Below are 17,808 nucleotides of genomic sequence, written 5' to 3'. Positions count from 1 at the left end.
TCTCGGCTTTTAACTTTGGTTTGTTCGCTTTTTACTCGCTACTTATTTGCAGCCACAACCGCCTTCACCATCACTATGTTCATGCCAGTGTTTCAGTTTACTGGTCCCACCAATGCCAGAGTTAAAGCTATTGGTTGGGTCTGTTTTTTGGTAAAAATCTCGTAATGCTGGTTTAGCAAGATACTCATGACCGACATTATGTTCTGCTGGGTATTCTGCGCCTCGTTCATCATAGGTCGCTAAAATTTGTTTTTTCACCGCTTTAGCATCTACACCTTTTTTCATGATGTAGTTTTCATGCATTACATGGCAAAAAAAGTGGCCGTAATACATTTTAACCGCGATTTGGTCTGTCACTTCTTTCGGTAATCGCTCGAACCAATCTAACTCATTACGAGGGAAAGCCACGTCGATCGTCATGATTGAACCAAGGTTCTTGCCGTTCATAAGATGATAACGACCTAATGCTCCACCTGTCACAAATCGGTGCAATAAAGCTTGATCGGCTTCTCGTTTCGTACATTCTAAGAAGCCACCTTCATTGCCTTTAAAGAAGGTTTCTAAATAAGCTTTCGCTTCGTCTACACCTTCGTTGCTAGTTTCTACAATCCAATGGTGCTCATATTTATCACGGTATTCTTCCATGCGTTTTGGCAGATGATTTGGCCAAAGTTGACTAAAGTATTGCAAGCAAACATCAGAAAATTTATTAGGCATGAACTTTAATTTACTTGCCCATCTATCAACGGTACGTTTAATGGCAAACATTTTCGGAATGTACTTTGTCCCTAACTTGTCTATCACTATGTAACTGTCTTTACCGTACTTTTTACTAATGTCGTAACTGCTTCGGTGCAAATATTCACCAGAGACAGGTAAATTCTTAAACGTAGACAACATGTCACGTCGCATTTTTTCCATTACGGCTGGATCGTTTGTGCCTATGTAGAATATTTGATGTTTTTCAGGAATTGGAAAGGTATCTATTCGCACAGCAAAAACGGCCAATTTTCCTGCACAACCTGACGCTTCATACAAACGTCGAGAGTCGTTATTGAATCGTGACGGTGTATCCGCATCAACATCTCTTATACGTTCATGGTATTCGTTGTCTGATGCACGTTTTTCTGGAAAGTGTACGTCTTTTTCTTGGTACTTTTTCTTGCCAAGGTTTTCTAGAATTTCTTCTGGTGTACTGCCTAAATCAATGCCTAGGTTATTCACCAATTGCAGTTCGCCATCTTGGCTTACTTGCGCGTATAAAGACATTTCCGTGTAAGCAGGGCCACGCTGAACCAAGGCACCACCAGAGTTATTACAGATACCACCAACAATAGACGCACCGATACAGGAAGAACCAATCACAGAATGAGGTTCACGCCCGTAAGGTTTAAGTGTGTCTTCTAAACCAAATAAGGTGCTACCGGCCAAACCAATAATTTGCTTACCTTGATCAATCAACTGAATATCGTCAATTCTCATGGTACTGATGATAACGATAGGACGGTCATAGTCTGTACCGTTCGGCGTAGAACCACCCGTTAATCCAGTGTTTGCAGCTTGCATGATGACAATGACATCAGCCTCAACACAGGCTTCTAGTATTTTCCATATTTCCACCAAACTACCCGGTCGTACAACGGCATATGCTTGACCACCACCAATGCGAAAACCTTGGCTATATGGTTGTTTCTTATCGTCATCCGTTAAGGTGTACTGACTTCCTACAATGGCCTTTAGTTTAACGGCCAAATCTAAGCTTGTGCTGGATTCTGTCATAAAAATACTTCACAGGTGTTGGGAGAAAAGAAGCAAGTATACTCGACTCATCTAGGATAAAAAACATTACGCATGATCTATATCAAGATACGAACAAACCTATGCCAAAACAAAGTTCAAAAACAAAAAAAGACCACCAAATAATGAGTGATCTTTTTGGTTCTACTGAACATGACGTTCTTATTATCTGGAGTTTTATTTACCCTTTTAAACGTCAGACCATTGATACTTTTTCAAACCAATTAGTTGAAATAGGCTAATACACGTCTCGTTGATATCTGTGTTCAGCAACAAGCTTATCCATATAAGCCTGTACACCCTCATCATCTAAATTGCCTTGCTCTTTTATCACGTCACGAATGGCTGTATCGACATCCGCCGCCATTCGAGATGCATCTCCACAAATGTAAATGTATCCACCCTGTTCCAACCATGCATAAAACTCTTGGTTTTGTTCACGAATCAAGGTTTGAACATACACCTTAGCCGCGGTATCTCTTGACCAAGCTAAGCTTGCTTTGGTTAACACACCCATTTCCTGCCACTTACTTATTTGGTCACGATACAAGAAGTCTTCCGCTTCGTGTTGGTCGCCAAAGAACAACCAGTTTGGCCCTGCGGCTTGGCGAGTTTCACGCTCTTCCAAAAAAGCTCTAAAAGGCGCGACCCCTGTTCCGGGGCCAATCATTATCAAAGGCGCATCGTCATTGTCTGGTATATGAAAATGCAGGGAGGATTGAATATAAACACCGACATTGGAACCTGCAGGCAAACGCTCTCCTAACCAAGTTGAGGCAACCCCTTTACGTGGTTTATTGAACAAATCATAACGCACTTCGCCAACCGTCAAATGCACCTCACCTGGGTGCGCCTTTGGACTAGAAGCGATGGAATACAATCTTGGTTGTAATGGACGTAACCCGTTTAAAAATGTCTGCGCATCTATGTCTGGTTTTATGTCAGACATTACATCAAGTACTTGGTAGTCATCAGGAGTGGCGTCTATTCCCCATGCTTCCAACGTCTTCCCATTGACCGTATGTATGTCCATTTTGCTTTGCAACAATACTCGTAAAGAAGCTGGTCCTGATTTCAACTCAACAATCTCCGACCCCGTAAACGGACTCGCATTTAGAATCGCATTAACATCTTCTGGACAGTTTAATGGCCATACACCTAAAACATCTCCCGCTTGATAATCAAGGTCTACACCGCCACCGGCCAAAGAAATCTCCACATGATTAACGCACTTCGCGGACTTATCGCCACTCATGCCTTTAACTTGAATCAAGTTAGCAATGAAAGGGTGATTTTTATCAAATGCAGGGACGTATTGTTCATTTGTTTCAGCACCAGCTACTGCGGCGCCCGCAGCAGAGACAAATGCTTCAGTTTGAAACACGTCACCTTTCCACTCAGCATAGTCATCTTCAAAAGCCAAATCACAACACAACAGTGCCTTACAAGGGGATGCGCCTAACTCAGCCATACGGCTATAAATATCTTCAGCGGCTTTATTAAAATAGGTGTAACTGGAATCGCCCAACCCACATACTGCAAAATTAAGGGTCGCTGGCAAAGCAGGAGCCTCATTAGAAAGCAGGTTTTCATAAAATTTTTTGGCATTATCAGGTGGTTCGCCTTCACCAAAGGTGGAACAAATAATAAGCACATGATTCAGAACGGCCATAGAAGCTAAATCAACAGAGTCTAGCTCTTCTATTTTTGCATCAAACCCTTGAGTTGCCGCAAACTTCTTTAAGTCTTTAGACAATACTTCGCTGCTTCCAGATTGTGAGCCGTAGAAAATAGATAAGGGTGTACCGGGTTCTTTCTCTTTCGGTCCTGCTTGTGCGGCCGCTGCAATAGTACTGATACCAGTAAGAAGGCCATTTAGCCATTCTCGTTGTACTGGATCAAATGGGGCATCATTAGGCAGCTCCACAACGGTATTGCCATCTTTCGCTTTTGATTCAATAACAGCGGAAAGCTGCGTGATCATCGAATTACTCATACAAACCCCAAATGGTAAATTATTATTCTGTTTATGCTAGCAACACATTTTTCAGTTGCTGCTGATCATGACGACGGGTAAAGGCTAAAAAGCTCTCAGCTTGTTCGCGGCCATTTAAATAGTTGCCCACTACCTGCTCTAAAAATATGCAGATATCGCGTGAAGCAATAGGACCACAAAGCAAACGCGCTAAACCTTGGTCATCATCACAACCACCACCAACTAAGACGTTATAGCCTTCACTGCCATCTTTCGCTGCCGCACCTATCAAACCAATGTCACCGATATAATGTTGTGCACAAGAATTAGAACAACCAGTAAGGTGAATATTGATAGGTTGATCCAATTCAAAACGAGCTTGCAGGTGGTCAATAATGCTGCCGGCATCTTCCTTGGTATAAGCATTGCCAAGCTTGCAAGCCCAACGCCCTGTACAAGATACGGCACCTGCTGCGAAAGAGTTCGCATCGACACTCATACCAAGAGCTTCGATTTCTTTAATCGCTGCTTCAACATTTACATCAGGCACACCAGCAATAAGAAAGTTCTGCCAAACGGTAAAGCGTAGGTCACTACTGCCGTATTTCTGCGCGATACGACCAGCACCTCGCATTTGCTCAGGCGACATACGCCCCAACCTAAGTGCAACGCCAATGTAATTAAGGCCTTCTTGCGATTGTGAATGCACACCGATATGCCCTTGACGCTTAATAGCTGTTCTTGGTTCATCAAACTCTTTAGACAAAGGAATCAGCTTCGCGCCATTACCGTAAGCATCTAATTTTTCTTGCACTTTTTCACAAACCCAATCAAAACCATGATTGTCTAATACATATTTAAAACGGGCTTTTTTACGATTGGTTCTATCACCGTGTTCTAAGAAAACACGAAGAATCGCTTCAGAAATTTCAGGAGTGTGTTTTGGATGACAAATAAATCCAGTGTCGCGGGCAAAATCTTCATGACCTGTAATGCCGCCAAAAATAATGCGGCAATATAAACCTGGCTCCACGTTTTGGTTATTGGCTTTCACTTTAACGGCTAGGTAACCCACATCATTGGTATCAGAAACAACTGAAATGGTGCCTGAGTTATCAAAGGCGAAATTGAATTTTCTTGGGATACCTTGTAGGTCTCGGGTGTTTAAAATACGGTGGCTAAGCTCAATGGCGTATTGATGGAGGTCAATCAATTCTTCCGTATCAAAACCTGAGGTTGGCGTCGCCGTGATGTTCCGCGCACTGTCAGCCCCTGTGCCCTTACATGACAGGCCAATGTCATACAAAGCGGCGTTTAAAGCTAATACTTTATTAGGTGGAATTTCGCGCATTTGAAAACTGCCACGTGTGGTTATGTGGGCGTAACCACCAGCAATGTTGTCCGCAATGTCGCCTAAACCAATAAGCTGATCGGCACGTAACTTACAACCCGGAATACGTAAGCGAGTCATATACCCTTCTTGTGCAGGCATAACGTTGAATAAACCATGGTGCCTAAACAGGAAATTGTTAATACCTTCGGCCATTTGGTTATTATGATTGTGGGCAGAAATATCATCCCAAATATCTAAAACGTGACGCTCGTATTTGGCTTTTTCTTCTTTACAAAGATCTTCTACCGGCGTACCCCAAAATGTTTCAGGACCGATGTCTTCTACTGCGTTATTTTGTCCGTCACCTAGTGCAACATGTAAATTAAGATCAACAAGAAGATTCGCCATATAACGTTTTTGTTCGGCAGTGAAACCTTGCGTAACCTGGCTTACATTCGTACTAGCAATTATTGCAGAGGCATCAATGCCAGAATTTTCTTTATGATTTTTTGAGTTTTCAGCAGTCATAGGCAAGAAGGCTTCCTCCTTTATCATAGTAAATAGGGATTACTGGACAGCCGCGCCATTGCGGAAAATATATTTATAGAATGGTATTTAAGTAACGATTGAGTATTGAACGGCCGCGTCGTTGCGGGAACTGCACCTATAAAAGCAAAAGACTTGCCAACGCTAGATTTTCTTTTGAAACAACAGGTTAAAAAGTAACATCTGAATTAATAAGCCAATAACGCACCAATCAAGAGCGTGAAAAATAAACTCGGCAGGCTTTTCGAGCAATTAAAGTGCGATTCAACAACAAGACAGGAAGGTACATTGGTTGTTAATTTTGCTAAAATAGTCCTTGTTAAAGAGTCAATATATTGCTTTCAGGATGGTTATAAAAATGAAGTGTATAAATTTTTCTTACAAGGCGGCACTGGCAGCGGCATTAGTTATGGTGGTGGGCTGCAGCTCATCACCAAGTGGTCGCAAACAATTGGCCCTATTACCTGAAAGTCAAATGGATCAAATGGGCGTTGAATCCTTTAGTTCGATGAAAGAAGAAATTCTTATTTCATCTAATTCTAAGCAGAAAAAACAAGTTCAATGCGTCGCAGATAGAATCATCTCCGTACTGCCAGACGAATACCGTAATCAACAATGGGAAGTCGTTTTATTTGACGATGAACAAGTCAATGCCTTTGCTTTACCTGGTTATAAAATTGGGGTTTATACGGGTCTACTGAATACCGCAAGTAACCAGTCGCAACTAGCTACTGTTGTTGGTCACGAAGTGGGTCATGTACTAGCAAAACACGGTAATGAACGAGTATCTACACAACTGCTCGCCAGCCAAGCACTGGCTCTTGGTTACCAGCTTAGCGGTGAAGAATCGGCAGGAAAAGTATTGGTATTCCAAGCGTTAGGTGTGGGTGCACAAGTCGGTATCATCTTACCCTTTAGCCGTTATCATGAATCCGAAGCGGATTTATTAGGATTGGAATACATGTCTAAAGCAGGGTTTGACCCTAGAGAAAGTGCCGCATTATGGCGTAACATGAGCGCAGCAGGCAGTAGTAAAACACCTGAGCTATTATCGACTCACCCTTCTCATTCCACACGTATCAATGATTTAGAATCAAGCATGCCTCCATACCTTAAAACATATGAAGCTTTAGTGGCACAAAACAAACAGGCAAAATGTTACTGATTCTTACATTATAGGGCTCATTTCTTTAAACCATAATTTTTATGTCTATAAATTCTCATAGACTTTAAATTTAGGTATGTAGAATTAGACCAAAATTAACATCTAACTCTACATCAGGTTATTTAGTTAGTGGATCTGAACAAACCAGTAATTCAGTTTCCAAATCGCCATAACCAATGTCAGTTAAAGCTTCGCCGTCACTATTAGTTAAAGCAACACGTTTACAGACATCACTTTTTAAAGGAAGCTCTAACCACAGTGAACTCATTGTAAACATGTTATGAAAATAGTATCTCTTATTTGATGAATCTCCCAAGTTTATCCAAATTGTCGTTGGTGGCGGCAACTCCTCTTTTCTCTCTGAGATACTCTTAGGATCAAATCCTGTTGGAGTAGAACATGAAACAGCCATTGAATAGGTTTGAGATACTACATTCTGAGGGTTAGAGTTACTTAGATAACGATAAAAACAAGCTCGTTCAAAGCGTGAAACCGAAGAGTTTCCTCCTAGTACATTGTAAGTTGGCGTTGTATTTCTTACATCTGCTAATAAATCCCATTGAAATAGCCAGTAATCCATAATCTTAATTTGGGCTGCGTAACACGGAGAGTTAGTAACCACGCCATACTGCGTATTTTCATACACAACAAACTTACCTTCATTTACCTCAATAATGCCTGAATTACCTAATGCATCAGATAAAGATATATGGAATAAGCTATCTCGCTTAGAATATGTATCAGGCACTTTTTCGATAACGATATGGATATCCTGTGTTGAAAAAGCATTGATCGCATCAGAAACATTACTGCATGTGTCCAAAATATATTGAACCCAACGCAACGCACTAAGAACCTTTTTTCCCTTTAAATCGCTTGCTTCAGAAAATGTTGAATCGGAATCATATAAAGCGTTAACCATTAATCCTTGATCATTCATCCCATCTGCACACGCGAATCTTTTTTCTGAACTCAAATACTCACTAGATGTGATCATTTGAGTAATTGAGCTATAAATAGACTTCCAATTCAATACATCACTCTTAGAAAAATCCAATCTAGTCCTTTCTATATTTGATAAACCTATCCGTGTACTTCCTTTTGGGAAATAATACAGATAAGACTCTACAGGACAATTCCAGTCCATATTCCTAGACGTGACAATATGATCTGGATTAAGACTGTTTAGAATACGAGTACACATAAAAAATCCTTTTTATAAGAAGAAAGTTAAAATTTCACTCAAGATACACCCTTCAAATTGTAAACTTAAGTTAATTTAAGTTTCATTACGTAAGACATTTGTTTTTTTATACAATCCTAAATACAAAACAATTAGACTCTTATTGATATAAGCCGCTCTCATACTTATCAACAACTTGAGTATATTGAAGAGAAAATCAGCAGTATCATTTTTAAGGTAAAAACAAGCAATGTATCAAGAAAATTCAGAGCTTCAGGGCAAGGTATTATCTGGACTAGCAAGTGCCTTAGGTATCATTGTATTAAGTGTTATTTATTTAAATTTATTTATTAACAAATTCTACATTCTCGCTTTTGTTGAAATACTTTTTTTTATAGCTTCATTTTATATAGCCATTGTGGCCTCAAAGAAAAAACATAAAAATTGGCAAGTTTATCTTTATTTAGTCAGTTTATTAATTGTCATCTCATTTGCACTTATAAAGGCACCTTTTTTAAAGGGTGTTTTTTTCTGGGTGTTCTGTTTGCCCGTTATCTTCTATATTCTTACTGGTATTAAAATGGGTTTCGTCTTTTCACTTTTATCTATAAGTGGAGCCTATGCCATTTTTTTTCAAAAAACAGGAACAGAAGATCTTTTTTCTATGCACCAAAGTGGCTCAGTTAATTTTATCTCCTGCTATCTATCGATTTGGGTTGTATCACATCTTTATGAAAACAATCGCCAGAAAAAAGAAAAGACGCTGTATTTGTTAGCAAACACAGACATAGTAACTGGCGCAAAAAACCGATTAGCGTTTAAAAATAGATGCAATGAACTAATTGAAAAGAAAGCGAATTTCTTTACTATTTTGATCGATATTGATTACTTTAAAAAAGTGAATGATGAATATGGTCATGATGTAGGCGATGATGTTTTGAAATCCACTGTAGAATGCATAACAAAAACAGCCAATAGCACTGATGTTTTTCGCTATGGTGGAGAAGAATTTTGTGTTTTATGTACAACTTATCAGTCAGAAAAAGAGTGTGTTGATATTGCAGAGAACATTCGCTTAGCCATTCAGAACAATCACGTTATAAGCAGAGGTAATGAAATAAGCATCACTGCTAGTCTTGGTGTTACCGCTTATAAGGAAGGTCAAGGGCTAGAAACCATGTTCAACTTAGTGGATCAAAAAATGTACGAAGCTAAATTTCAAGGCAGGAACCAAGTGATCAGCGATTATTCGTAATCATTATCAAAAGGATAAAAAACAATCAGCTTATAACTTGGGGGCGTAAGCTGTACTTTTTAAGCTCTCATTGTAGGTTGAAACTTAGTCAACACAGCGATATCAACGCTTTTTCTTGTTCACTAAAGCGTCACAGCTGATTATAAATACTTCCCAATTAACCTAAGCCGCTTAGCCTTTTCAATTTAAGCACCAAGTAAGTCTAGATGTTTTATTTTTTTATAGCGCAGCGCCATAGAGATGCAGTGAGCCAATTCTTTAGCGGGTAAAGCCTGGTCTATTTGAAAGATAATCGCTCTATTCCCTTCATAGACAAACGTATCGCCATGAACCTCTTTAAAAGTTTCGATTAATGAGGTTTTACAGTTGAAATAAATACCGTACTGATCGGGATTTTTCGCTTTCCAGTCAAATCTAATAGCACTGCCTATTTTTGAAATATAACTCGGCTCGCCCCATTTCAAAGTCTCTGTTAAATCAGAAATACCATCCTGCTCAGCCACACTATAAATCAAGTCGCGAACTGCATTGAGTCGCTCTGCAATGTGCTTAGGGTAAGTCTCAAACTTATTCTTAATACTTAAATCCATCTCGTACCCCCTACTTTAAAGCACATAGAATACCGCATTGTTTCTCGAGTCATAATGCTATCCTTTTATCGTTATAAACATTTAGCCATTTATGGCTAAAATTTAAGCATTAACTTTAGAAATTAAAAAAAGAAATTTGAGGTAATTCAAGACAGCACTCGCTGTTACCGTTGGCACATATAAACTGGCAATCGCAGCAGTAAAAATACGACAGCTAGCTTTAGAGCAGCTTGAAAAGCTTCAACAATTACATTATCAAATTAAATTTGATAATTAATCAATAATTACCACATTTAAAAACATGAATTAAAGATTTATTATTCACTTCAGTTAATTATGACTAAGACAACATTCAACTAAATAAAGGAAACGAACATGGCTGCATTAACTATTGTTGCAAACATTCTAGCAAATCCAGACAAGATTGAATTAGTAAAAAACGAGCTAGTAAAGCTAATTGATATTACTCGTGCGGAGAAAGGTTGTATGAATTACGATCTACACCAAGATAACGAGAATCCAGCGCATTTCACATTTTATGAAAACTGGGAAACACGTGACCTTTGGCAAACACACATGAGCAACACTCATTTAGCTGACTACATGGCAGCGACTGATGGTGCTGTTGCTGAGTTCACTTTGAGCGAAATGACTAAAATTGGTTAATGTTTTATACGTAAAGACCAGACTGTTTTTTTGATAGATGTTCTTTATAGATGTAAAAGCGACCCAGTGGGTTGATCATTTCTCGATCAACCCACTCTTCTTATTTTTTATGCCTTTATTTTGCAGTATCTAGACTTTCCTAAGAATGCGAGTAAACACAACCACCACACACTTACTCAGGAAATAAGAATGAATATTCGTTTCGATCACCTCTCATTGAGCGCAAAAGAACCGGAAAAAATAAAAGACTTCCTTATTGAACTTCTGGATTTAGAAGTAAAAACTAGACCCAATTTTTCCTTTTCTGGGTACTTTTTGTTTGCCGGTGATAAAGATGTTATTCATATTTTTCCTCAGCAATCAGATATTGAAGCACACAACTTAGAAAACTGTTTTGTGCCTAATATTGTCCATCATGTTAGCTTTTTTAGTGATAACTACGATGAAGTAATGCAGAAAATTGCTCAAATGGGTCTGCGTTACAATATAAACAATGTTCCTAATTCACCAGTGAAACAAATTTTTGTACGTGCCCCAGAAAACCTTATTATTGAAATACAGGCGATTCCTAACAATGACAACCTCAACAAATAATCCTTTTTACATTGCTGACTACGAATCAGGTAGTACGTCAACGAATTTACCATTGTGGGGTAGCCATGTTGAAAACCCATTACAGCTAGAAGAACACTCAGTACAACAGATAGAGCATTTGGACGTTACTGACGTACCAGGTGCTTTTCAATTATTAAATGTTTTTAGCAAAGACGAATGTGACACCATCATTCGCGCAGCTGAAAACATGGGATATACAGAAGACGCGGCGGTGTCTCTTGGCCATCATATCCGTCATAACATGAACCTTAATTGGATCACAGACAATACGACGGAACGTTCTATTTGGAAGCGCGTTGCGCCATTTTTTAACATAAGTACCCCTTATTTTTTAGATAAAGTTGGATTAGGGTTAAACCAACGCTTTCGTTTTTATCGTTATGAGCCAGAAGATTTTTTCGGTATTCATACGGATGGAGCATGGCCAGGTAGCCGTATCATTGATGGCAACGTGGTTACTGATGCTTTTGGTGATCGTTATAGCTTATATACTTGTTTGATTTTTTTAAGTGATGACTTCGTCGATGGTGAAACACAGTTTTTAGTGAATAAAGATGACCCAACTCAGCCAGCTAAAACACCTAAAAATGCTCAATTAAAGGGTATTCGTACACCTGCTGGCGGCATGTTGTGCTTCCCTCATGGTTCGCATCCATTACATTGCCTACATGCCTCACAAAAAATCTCTAGTGGAATCAAGTACATTATTCGAACTGATATATTATTCAGTTTATAGCTTGCGAATCTAATTTAGAGAACAACTGGGTTGCTCCGTATTTGAGAAGAGCAGAACACTAACTGTTAGCGTAATGATGTGAAATATCCCTAACATATTCCTGAACTATTATTGTCTGGTAAATTCAGAGAAGCCCAAAGCCTGCTATTCTTATTGGCCTTTACGAATGGTGATCTTAGCCTTTCTAAAATGAACGGTGTCACCCATCATTAAAACCCAGTAAAATCTCTATTTTTAGTACGTGTGTGCTGTTAAGTGACATGATATCAATAGAAGAGACTATAGAATGACCGAACAAGTTAAAGTAATTGCAACACACAATGGCAATTTTCATGCAGACGATGTATTTGCCGTAGCAGCACTTAAACACATTTTTCCGTCTGTAGAATTAATACGCACACGTGATTTAGACGTAATGGCCAAAGCCGACATTGTGTTAGACGTAGGCGGAATATACGACGCAGAAAAAGGCCGCTTTGATCATCACCAAAAAGGCGGTGCAGGCGCACGCGAAAATGGCATCCCGTTTTCATCATTTGGGTTAATTTGGCAAAAATACGGCCTAGAAATATGCGCAGGCAATCAAGAAGTCGCTAATTCATTAGACAAGAATTTAGTGTCTACTATCGACGCAATAGATTGCGGACACGTAGAAGGCGTACAAACGGGTATTAGCCTGAGCCAAACTATCTCAATGTTTAATCCTACATGGCAAGAAGAAGGTGATTTTGATGCCTGCTTTGATGAAGCCGTTGCCTATGCATCACGCCTATTAACTCGGTTCATTGCCGCGGCGAGTGGTGGTGTAAACGCAAAAACCATCGTAGCCAGTGCCATCGAAAAAGCCGAAGATCCAAGAGTCATCGTGTTAGAACAATACACACCTTGGAAAACCACCGTGCTTAGATTATCGAAAGACGCCTTGTTCATGGTTTACCCATCACAAGGAAAATGGCGCATACAAACCGTGCCAGTCGAACTCGGCTCGTTTGAAGACCGTAAAAAACTACCCGCTCCGTGGGCAGGATTGTCTGATAAAGAACTACAAGACGTAACGGGTTTAGACGATGCTATGTTCTGTCACAACGGCGTGTTTATCGCAGGTTGTGCGTCGTTTGAAAGTACAATGCAAATGGCAAAAATGGCGTTGGATTATTAAAACTCTCTAATAAAAAAGACCGATGCTCTTTTCATAGCATCGGTCTTTTTTATATTGTTAGAGTGACCTTGTGACAAGGGACTTAATATACTTTTACTAGGTGCTCTTTAGCTATTCTGCCGTATTCTTTCAACTAGAAAATCGACAGCTGCTTTTACTTTTGGTACTAAGTAACGCTGTTTTTGATACAACAAATAAACAGCCATCTCGGAATGTTGAGTGATCGCTAACTCATGTTCAAATTTAAGTTCTTGTAACATCCCAGACTCAAGATAAGACGCCAGCGCCCATCGCGTTGACATTAAAATGCCCTCTCCATTACACGCTTTTTTGGCAAGCCACGGTCCATTATTTGAAATAGCGACCGCAGGCCCTGAAACATCATGCCATTGCTCATCTACTTTGCATAACCACGGCGTTGGCCCAGTGGGCGTTCTAAAATAAAGGCCACTACAGTGCTTTAATTCCATCGCATGAGTAGGCATACCGTATTTTTCTAAATAACTGGGTGACGCGACAGGAACAAAACCGTTATCCATCAGCCTTATCGCTAACACACGTTCATTGGGCGCATAGCCACCGCGAATAGCAATATCAACATCATCACGTCCAAGTGTTAATAACTCATCGCTTAGGCTGACATCTAATACAATTTCAGGGTACAAGGCACTTAATTCATCCAACAAAGGCAGCAATATTTTTTCACCAAACCCTACCATCGAACTGATCCGTAAACGCCCCATTGGTGTTGTTTGGTAACTACGGACATGCTCATTGCTTTGCGACAGTTGATTTAATATTTGCTGTACGTCGTTATAGTAAATTTGGCCTACTTCCGTCAGCTTAACCACTCGGGTCGAACGCTTTAATAAGGTCGCTCCCAAACTCTTTTCTAAATCGGCAACCCGTCTCGACAAGGAAGATGGCGGCACATTAAACATACGCGCGGCTTTAGTAAAACTGCCCGTTTCGACAACTTTACTGAAATACCGCATTGCTCGTAGTTGATCCACTCATTTCTCCACTAAACAAATATCGGATTATCATCGCCTCATTGTTGTCATAATAGCAATAGTGATTCGCTTTTACCTCTATATATAAGCAAATTAAAACCAGTAATAATGCCCTTAACGTAAACGCTTAGCGATAAAGCACTAAGACTAGAATTATTCTGATAAGCAAAACATAACCAACACCATAATCAATACCACAGCGTCGTTGATTCAAAATTTAATCATTTGCAGGAGAATACCCAAATGACAGACACAAACATCCAACTTACTTCAACAATCAATGAAGACAACACATTAACACTGGCTCTACAACACATCGACATGCCACAACCGGGTGCCGATGAAGTCATCATTCGCATTGAAGCGGCACCATTAAATCCATCTGACTTAGGTGTTCTATTCAGTGCGGCTGACATGTCTACAGCAACACAATCAGGCACTCAAGAAAACCCAATCATCACAGCGGATGTACCCGTTCAAGCGATGCCATCCCTTAAAACTCGTGTTGGTAAAGCAACGCCAGTGGGTAATGAAGGTGCAGGAACCGTGGTAGCGGCTGGCTCATCGCCTGCTGCACAAGCGTTAATGGGCAAAACCGTCGCCGTTATTGGTGGTGGCACTTATCGTCAATATCACTGTGCCAATGTACAAAGCTGCTTACCATTAAAAGAAGGTACGACCGCTAAACAAGGTGCCTCTTCATTTGTTAACCCGCTTACCGCACTGACAATGGTGGCAACAATGCGCGCAGAAGGCCACAAAGCCATTATTCATGCTGCAGCGGCGTCTAACCTTGGACAAATGCTAAACCGAGTTTGTATTGCTGATGGTGTTGATTTAATTAACATAGTGCGTAAACCAGAGCAGGAAAAACTATTACGCGACATGGGTGCAAAATATGTTGTTAACTCAAGCAGTGACTCTTTTCTTGCCGACTTAACCGCCGCGATTATTGAAACCGGTGCAACGATAGCCTTTGATCCAATTGGTGGCGGACAACTAACCAGCGATATTCTTAACTGTATGGAAGTGGCTGCAGCACGAGATATGAAAGAACACACCATTTATGGCTCTGATACTTTCAAACAAGTTTACATCTATGGCGCATTAAACCGTGGCCCTATCACCCTAAATCGTGACTTCGGTTTTGCTTGGGCGGTTAATGGATTCTTATTATTCAATGCATTGGGTAAGTTAGGCACAGAAACCGTCGTAGCGATGCGCAAACGTGTTGCAGAAGAAATCACAACGACCTTTGCAAGCCACTACACACACGAAGTGTCATTAGCAGAAGCGTTACAACTGCAATCTATCGCGGGCTATTCTAAACAAGCAACCGGTGAAAAATATCTAATTACACCTCAGAAGTAATAACGTAGATAGAGTACAAAGAGGTCAGATTCCTTAAACAATTTTTAAGGATCTGACCTCTTTAAGATATCTATCTTGGTTGCTGTATTTAATCAGCAACCCGCTTTCGCGTTAGTGCTATCCCCAAGATTATTAATAACATCGCCGCTAGGCTTTGCCATTCAAAGGCTTCACCCAAAAGCAGCACGCCAGTAAAATACGCCACAATAGGAATCATGTAATTAATGTACGAAAGAAACGTAGGGCCTGCCGTGGCGATAACGGCAAATAACAGAATGGTGCCAAACGCAGTTGGGCCGATACCTAGCCACAACAAGGATAACGTAGCTTTTAAAGAATAACTTTGTTGCCAAGGTAAATCGTGCCACAACCACAATGGCACGATCACGATGCTGGAAATAATCATCATACCAGCCGCTTTGACAACGGGATTATAGGAAGGCAATCGCCTCACCAAAATGGCATTTATCGCATAACTAAACGTGGCGAATAAAATCAATAGACCACTCAGTAAGTTACTGTGAGCGCCTACTAACGACGGCCAAAGCACAACCACCACGCCAGTAATACCTAATACAAAACCGAAGATCTTAAAGCGATTAAGGCTTTCCCCTACCACAAAATAATGCGCCAAAATCATGGTCGCCAGCGGCATAAATGCCATCAACAATCCCGTAATGCCCGAGCTAATATCCTTCTGACCTGTGGAGATCAGAAAAAATGGCAACAAATTCCCCATAACACCCAACAGCAAAAATATCGCCCAAGCCAATGGCTCCACAGGCAAACGCCAACCCTTGGCATACATAAAGACAGTGAGAATAATCGCGGCAATCAAGACTCTGAGAGAGACTATCGCCACAGGGCTAAAGCTTTCCAGTGAGACGGCAGTAAACATAAATGACGTCCCCCACAGCAGAATGAGTAACAGCAGAGAAAGCCAGTTTTTAAAAGTAGGTGTGTAGTTTTGAGCCATATGATTGATCCAATTAGCATTATTACCGCATACATAAAGAGAGAGTGTAACCGACAAGCTGCCACTTGTTTGATTTTTTTAATACCAGCTTTGTTTTTTATTGAGTTTTAGATGTACCTATCTTGAGTGCCCCTCAAAATAAATGTGCACTTAGATTAATTACCGTCGAAATTGACGTACGTCGTTTTTGGTGTATTATTCTATTCATTGATAACAAAGGAGTGAATATCATGAAAGTAAATGCGGGAGGCAATATTGCACCTGAACAAGTCATTGGGCGCGATGCATTCATTAATAACATGTGGCGAATTATTGAACAGCAAAGCGTTATTTTAACGTCAGAACGCCGTATCGGAAAAACAAGCATCATCCGAAAAATGAAGGAAGAACCACGAGAAAGCATCACCGTTATTTTGCGTGATGTGGAAGGTATTTCAACTATTAAAGAGTTTGTTACACGTCTCGTTGATGACTTATCCTCACATCAGGCTATGACAACAAAAGGGATCGAGCTTCTTAAGAAAGTAAGAAACGAGTTATCTGATTCAAAATTTTTCGGGGTCACCGTAGCTAAAAAAGCAGACCCAGATTGGATATTTGTTCTTGAAGACATGATAAAAAAATTAGCAAATATCTACGAAGCCGAAGACAGAAAACTATTATTAATTTGGGACGAATTCCCATGGATGCTACAAAAAATCATAAAAAACGAAGGAAATACTGCTGCAGCTAATTTACTCGACAACTTGAGATTAGCGCGTCAAAACCACAGTCGTGTTCGAATGATATTCACGGGGTCAATTGGTTTACATCATGTGTTGCAAGATTTAAAAGCAGCGTCATTAGCCAATGAGCCGACTAATGATATGCAAACAATAAACTTGTCTCCTTTAAAATTGGAACATTCCATTGAGTTAACTAACCAATTGTTAGAGGGTGAAAACCTTGTTGCTGTGGAAGAAGACTTCGCCAAAGCACTCTCCCAAGCAGTCGATAATGTTCCTTTTTATATTCATCACATGATTAATGCATTTCTAAATAAAGGTGACAATATTGCCACTCAGAATATCGAGCCGATGATCCAAGATGCTTTTGTGGATGCCAATGATCCATGGCACTTGCGTCATTATGACGAAAGACTACAAGAGTATTACGGTGAGCAGTATCAATTTTACCAAGTGATTTTGGATATCTTGGCTCAAGAAGAACAAGGTTTAGATTATGAAAAGCTTAACAACCTATTACTCCTATCACCTACTGTGACAAACAATCAAACACTTATGGATTATCTAGACACTAAGAACTTTCTGCTAGAAGCATTAAGGTTACTCGCGGCGGATCATTATTTAACGAAAGACTCCGAAAATAACACTTATAATTTTTCTTTCTCATTAATCAAACAATGGTGGCGTATCCACAGGAAATAAT

15 protein-coding genes are annotated in these 17,808 nt (G+C 40.0%); 8 read left to right on the top strand and 7 right to left on the bottom strand.

Going from position 1 to position 17,808, the window contains the following annotated elements; all coding sequences use genetic code 11:
• Window positions 1–42 precede the first annotated feature (42 nt).
• The 3 genes from dld to IF202_RS04530 all read right to left on the bottom strand — a co-directional run bounded on the left by dld (window position 43) and on the right by IF202_RS04530 (window position 5,633).
• Window positions 43–1,779 (bottom strand): D-lactate dehydrogenase, encoded by a 1,737-nt coding sequence (gene dld / locus IF202_RS04540; RefSeq protein WP_191593665.1) that lies wholly within the window; start codon window positions 1,777–1,779, stop codon window positions 43–45.
• A gap of 256 nt (window positions 1,780–2,035) precedes the next feature.
• Window positions 2,036–3,793 carry a diflavin oxidoreductase gene (locus tag IF202_RS04535; RefSeq protein WP_191593664.1) on the bottom strand — a complete coding sequence of 586 codons (1,758 nt, stop codon included), beginning with the start codon at window positions 3,791–3,793 and terminating at the stop codon, window positions 2,036–2,038.
• 31 nt (window positions 3,794–3,824) lie between these two features.
• Complete coding sequence (locus IF202_RS04530) at window positions 3,825–5,633, bottom strand: NirA family protein (RefSeq protein WP_191593663.1); 1,809 nt, start codon at window positions 5,631–5,633, stop codon at window positions 3,825–3,827.
• A 376-nt stretch (window positions 5,634–6,009) separates the two neighbouring features.
• Between IF202_RS04530 and IF202_RS04525 the strand changes: the two genes are divergently transcribed.
• Window positions 6,010–6,816 (top strand): M48 family metallopeptidase, encoded by an 807-nt coding sequence (locus tag IF202_RS04525; RefSeq protein WP_191593662.1) that lies wholly within the window; start codon window positions 6,010–6,012, stop codon window positions 6,814–6,816.
• A gap of 118 nt (window positions 6,817–6,934) precedes the next feature.
• Here IF202_RS04525 and IF202_RS04520 read toward each other — a convergent pair whose 3' ends face one another.
• A complete protein-coding gene (locus tag IF202_RS04520) occupies window positions 6,935–8,020 on the bottom strand; it encodes a linear amide C-N hydrolase (protein WP_191593661.1) in 1,086 nt (361 codons plus the stop codon).
• Between the two features lie 229 nt (window positions 8,021–8,249).
• Between IF202_RS04520 and IF202_RS04515 the strand changes: the two genes are divergently transcribed.
• Window positions 8,250–9,254 carry a GGDEF domain-containing protein gene (locus IF202_RS04515; protein WP_191593660.1) on the top strand — a complete coding sequence of 335 codons (1,005 nt, stop codon included), beginning with the start codon at window positions 8,250–8,252 and terminating at the stop codon, window positions 9,252–9,254.
• A 185-nt stretch (window positions 9,255–9,439) separates the two neighbouring features.
• Here IF202_RS04515 and IF202_RS04510 read toward each other — a convergent pair whose 3' ends face one another.
• Window positions 9,440–9,844 (bottom strand): DUF1801 domain-containing protein, encoded by a 405-nt coding sequence (locus tag IF202_RS04510; protein ID WP_191593659.1) that lies wholly within the window; start codon window positions 9,842–9,844, stop codon window positions 9,440–9,442.
• A 375-nt stretch (window positions 9,845–10,219) separates the two neighbouring features.
• On the opposite strand from IF202_RS04510, the gene IF202_RS04505 reads away from it, so the two are divergent.
• The 4 genes from IF202_RS04505 (at window position 10,220) to IF202_RS04490 (ending at window position 13,020) form a co-directional block, all read left to right on the top strand.
• Window positions 10,220–10,510, top strand: coding sequence for a putative quinol monooxygenase (locus tag IF202_RS04505; RefSeq protein WP_191593658.1), 291 nt, complete (start codon window positions 10,220–10,222; stop codon window positions 10,508–10,510).
• Window positions 10,511–10,699: 189 nt separating this feature from the next.
• A complete protein-coding gene (locus IF202_RS04500) occupies window positions 10,700–11,104 on the top strand; it encodes a VOC family protein (RefSeq protein ID WP_191593657.1) in 405 nt (134 codons plus the stop codon).
• The gene (locus IF202_RS04495) at window positions 11,085–11,861 is read left to right on the top strand and encodes a 2OG-Fe(II) oxygenase family protein (protein ID WP_191593656.1); all 777 of its coding nucleotides are present in this window, start codon (window positions 11,085–11,087) and stop codon (window positions 11,859–11,861) included. Before IF202_RS04500 ends, IF202_RS04495 begins: the two co-directional genes overlap by 20 nt.
• 286 nt (window positions 11,862–12,147) lie before the next feature.
• Window positions 12,148–13,020 (top strand): MYG1 family protein, encoded by an 873-nt coding sequence (locus IF202_RS04490; RefSeq protein ID WP_191593655.1) that lies wholly within the window; start codon window positions 12,148–12,150, stop codon window positions 13,018–13,020.
• Window positions 13,021–13,127: 107 nt separating this feature from the next.
• On the opposite strand, the gene IF202_RS04485 is transcribed toward IF202_RS04490, so the two are convergent.
• The gene (locus IF202_RS04485) at window positions 13,128–14,033 is read right to left on the bottom strand and encodes a LysR family transcriptional regulator (RefSeq protein WP_191593654.1); all 906 of its coding nucleotides are present in this window, start codon (window positions 14,031–14,033) and stop codon (window positions 13,128–13,130) included.
• Window positions 14,034–14,276: 243 nt separating this feature from the next.
• Here IF202_RS04485 and IF202_RS04480 point away from each other — a divergent pair, with 243 nt between their 5' ends.
• On the top strand, window positions 14,277–15,404 hold the full coding sequence (locus IF202_RS04480) for a zinc-binding dehydrogenase (protein ID WP_191593653.1): 1,128 nt from the start codon (window positions 14,277–14,279) through the stop codon (window positions 15,402–15,404).
• Window positions 15,405–15,492: 88 nt separating this feature from the next.
• Here the strand turns inward: IF202_RS04480 and IF202_RS04475 are convergent, their stop codons facing one another.
• Window positions 15,493–16,437 carry a DMT family transporter gene (locus IF202_RS04475; RefSeq protein ID WP_206705355.1) on the bottom strand — a complete coding sequence of 315 codons (945 nt, stop codon included), beginning with the start codon at window positions 16,435–16,437 and terminating at the stop codon, window positions 15,493–15,495.
• A 173-nt stretch (window positions 16,438–16,610) separates the two neighbouring features.
• Here IF202_RS04475 and IF202_RS04470 point away from each other — a divergent pair, with 173 nt between their 5' ends.
• Window positions 16,611–17,807, top strand: a complete 1,197-nt coding sequence (locus tag IF202_RS04470; RefSeq protein ID WP_191593651.1) for an ATP-binding protein — start codon at window positions 16,611–16,613, stop codon at window positions 17,805–17,807.
• The last annotated feature ends 1 nt before the right edge of the window (window position 17,808 follow it).

The organism is Marinomonas colpomeniae, assembly GCF_014803385.1.
Taxonomy (GTDB): domain Bacteria; phylum Pseudomonadota; class Gammaproteobacteria; order Pseudomonadales; family Marinomonadaceae; genus Marinomonas; species Marinomonas colpomeniae.
This window is presented reverse-complemented; position numbering and strand designations above follow the sequence as displayed.

Bases quoted from the DNA above. Each gene is read 5' to 3' on its own strand.
- dld (WP_191593665.1), bottom strand. From the start codon at position 1,779: ATGACAGAATCCAGCACAAGCTTAGATTTGGCCGTTAAACTAAAGGCC.
- IF202_RS04535 (WP_191593664.1), bottom strand. From the start codon at position 3,793: ATGAGTAATTCGATGATCACGCAGCTTTCCGCTGTTATTGAATCAAAA.
- IF202_RS04530 (WP_191593663.1), bottom strand. From the start codon at position 5,633: ATGACTGCTGAAAACTCAAAAAATCATAAAGAAAATTCTGGCATTGAT.
- IF202_RS04525 (WP_191593662.1), top strand. From the start codon at position 6,010: ATGAAGTGTATAAATTTTTCTTACAAGGCGGCACTGGCAGCGGCATTA.
- IF202_RS04520 (WP_191593661.1), bottom strand. From the start codon at position 8,020: ATGTGTACTCGTATTCTAAACAGTCTTAATCCAGATCATATTGTCACG.
- IF202_RS04515 (WP_191593660.1), top strand. From the start codon at position 8,250: ATGTATCAAGAAAATTCAGAGCTTCAGGGCAAGGTATTATCTGGACTA.
- IF202_RS04510 (WP_191593659.1), bottom strand. From the start codon at position 9,844: ATGGATTTAAGTATTAAGAATAAGTTTGAGACTTACCCTAAGCACATT.
- IF202_RS04505 (WP_191593658.1), top strand. From the start codon at position 10,220: ATGGCTGCATTAACTATTGTTGCAAACATTCTAGCAAATCCAGACAAG.
- IF202_RS04500 (WP_191593657.1), top strand. From the start codon at position 10,700: ATGAATATTCGTTTCGATCACCTCTCATTGAGCGCAAAAGAACCGGAA.
- IF202_RS04495 (WP_191593656.1), top strand. From the start codon at position 11,085: ATGACAACCTCAACAAATAATCCTTTTTACATTGCTGACTACGAATCA.
- IF202_RS04490 (WP_191593655.1), top strand. From the start codon at position 12,148: ATGACCGAACAAGTTAAAGTAATTGCAACACACAATGGCAATTTTCAT.
- IF202_RS04480 (WP_191593653.1), top strand. From the start codon at position 14,277: ATGACAGACACAAACATCCAACTTACTTCAACAATCAATGAAGACAAC.
- IF202_RS04470 (WP_191593651.1), top strand. From the start codon at position 16,611: ATGAAAGTAAATGCGGGAGGCAATATTGCACCTGAACAAGTCATTGGG.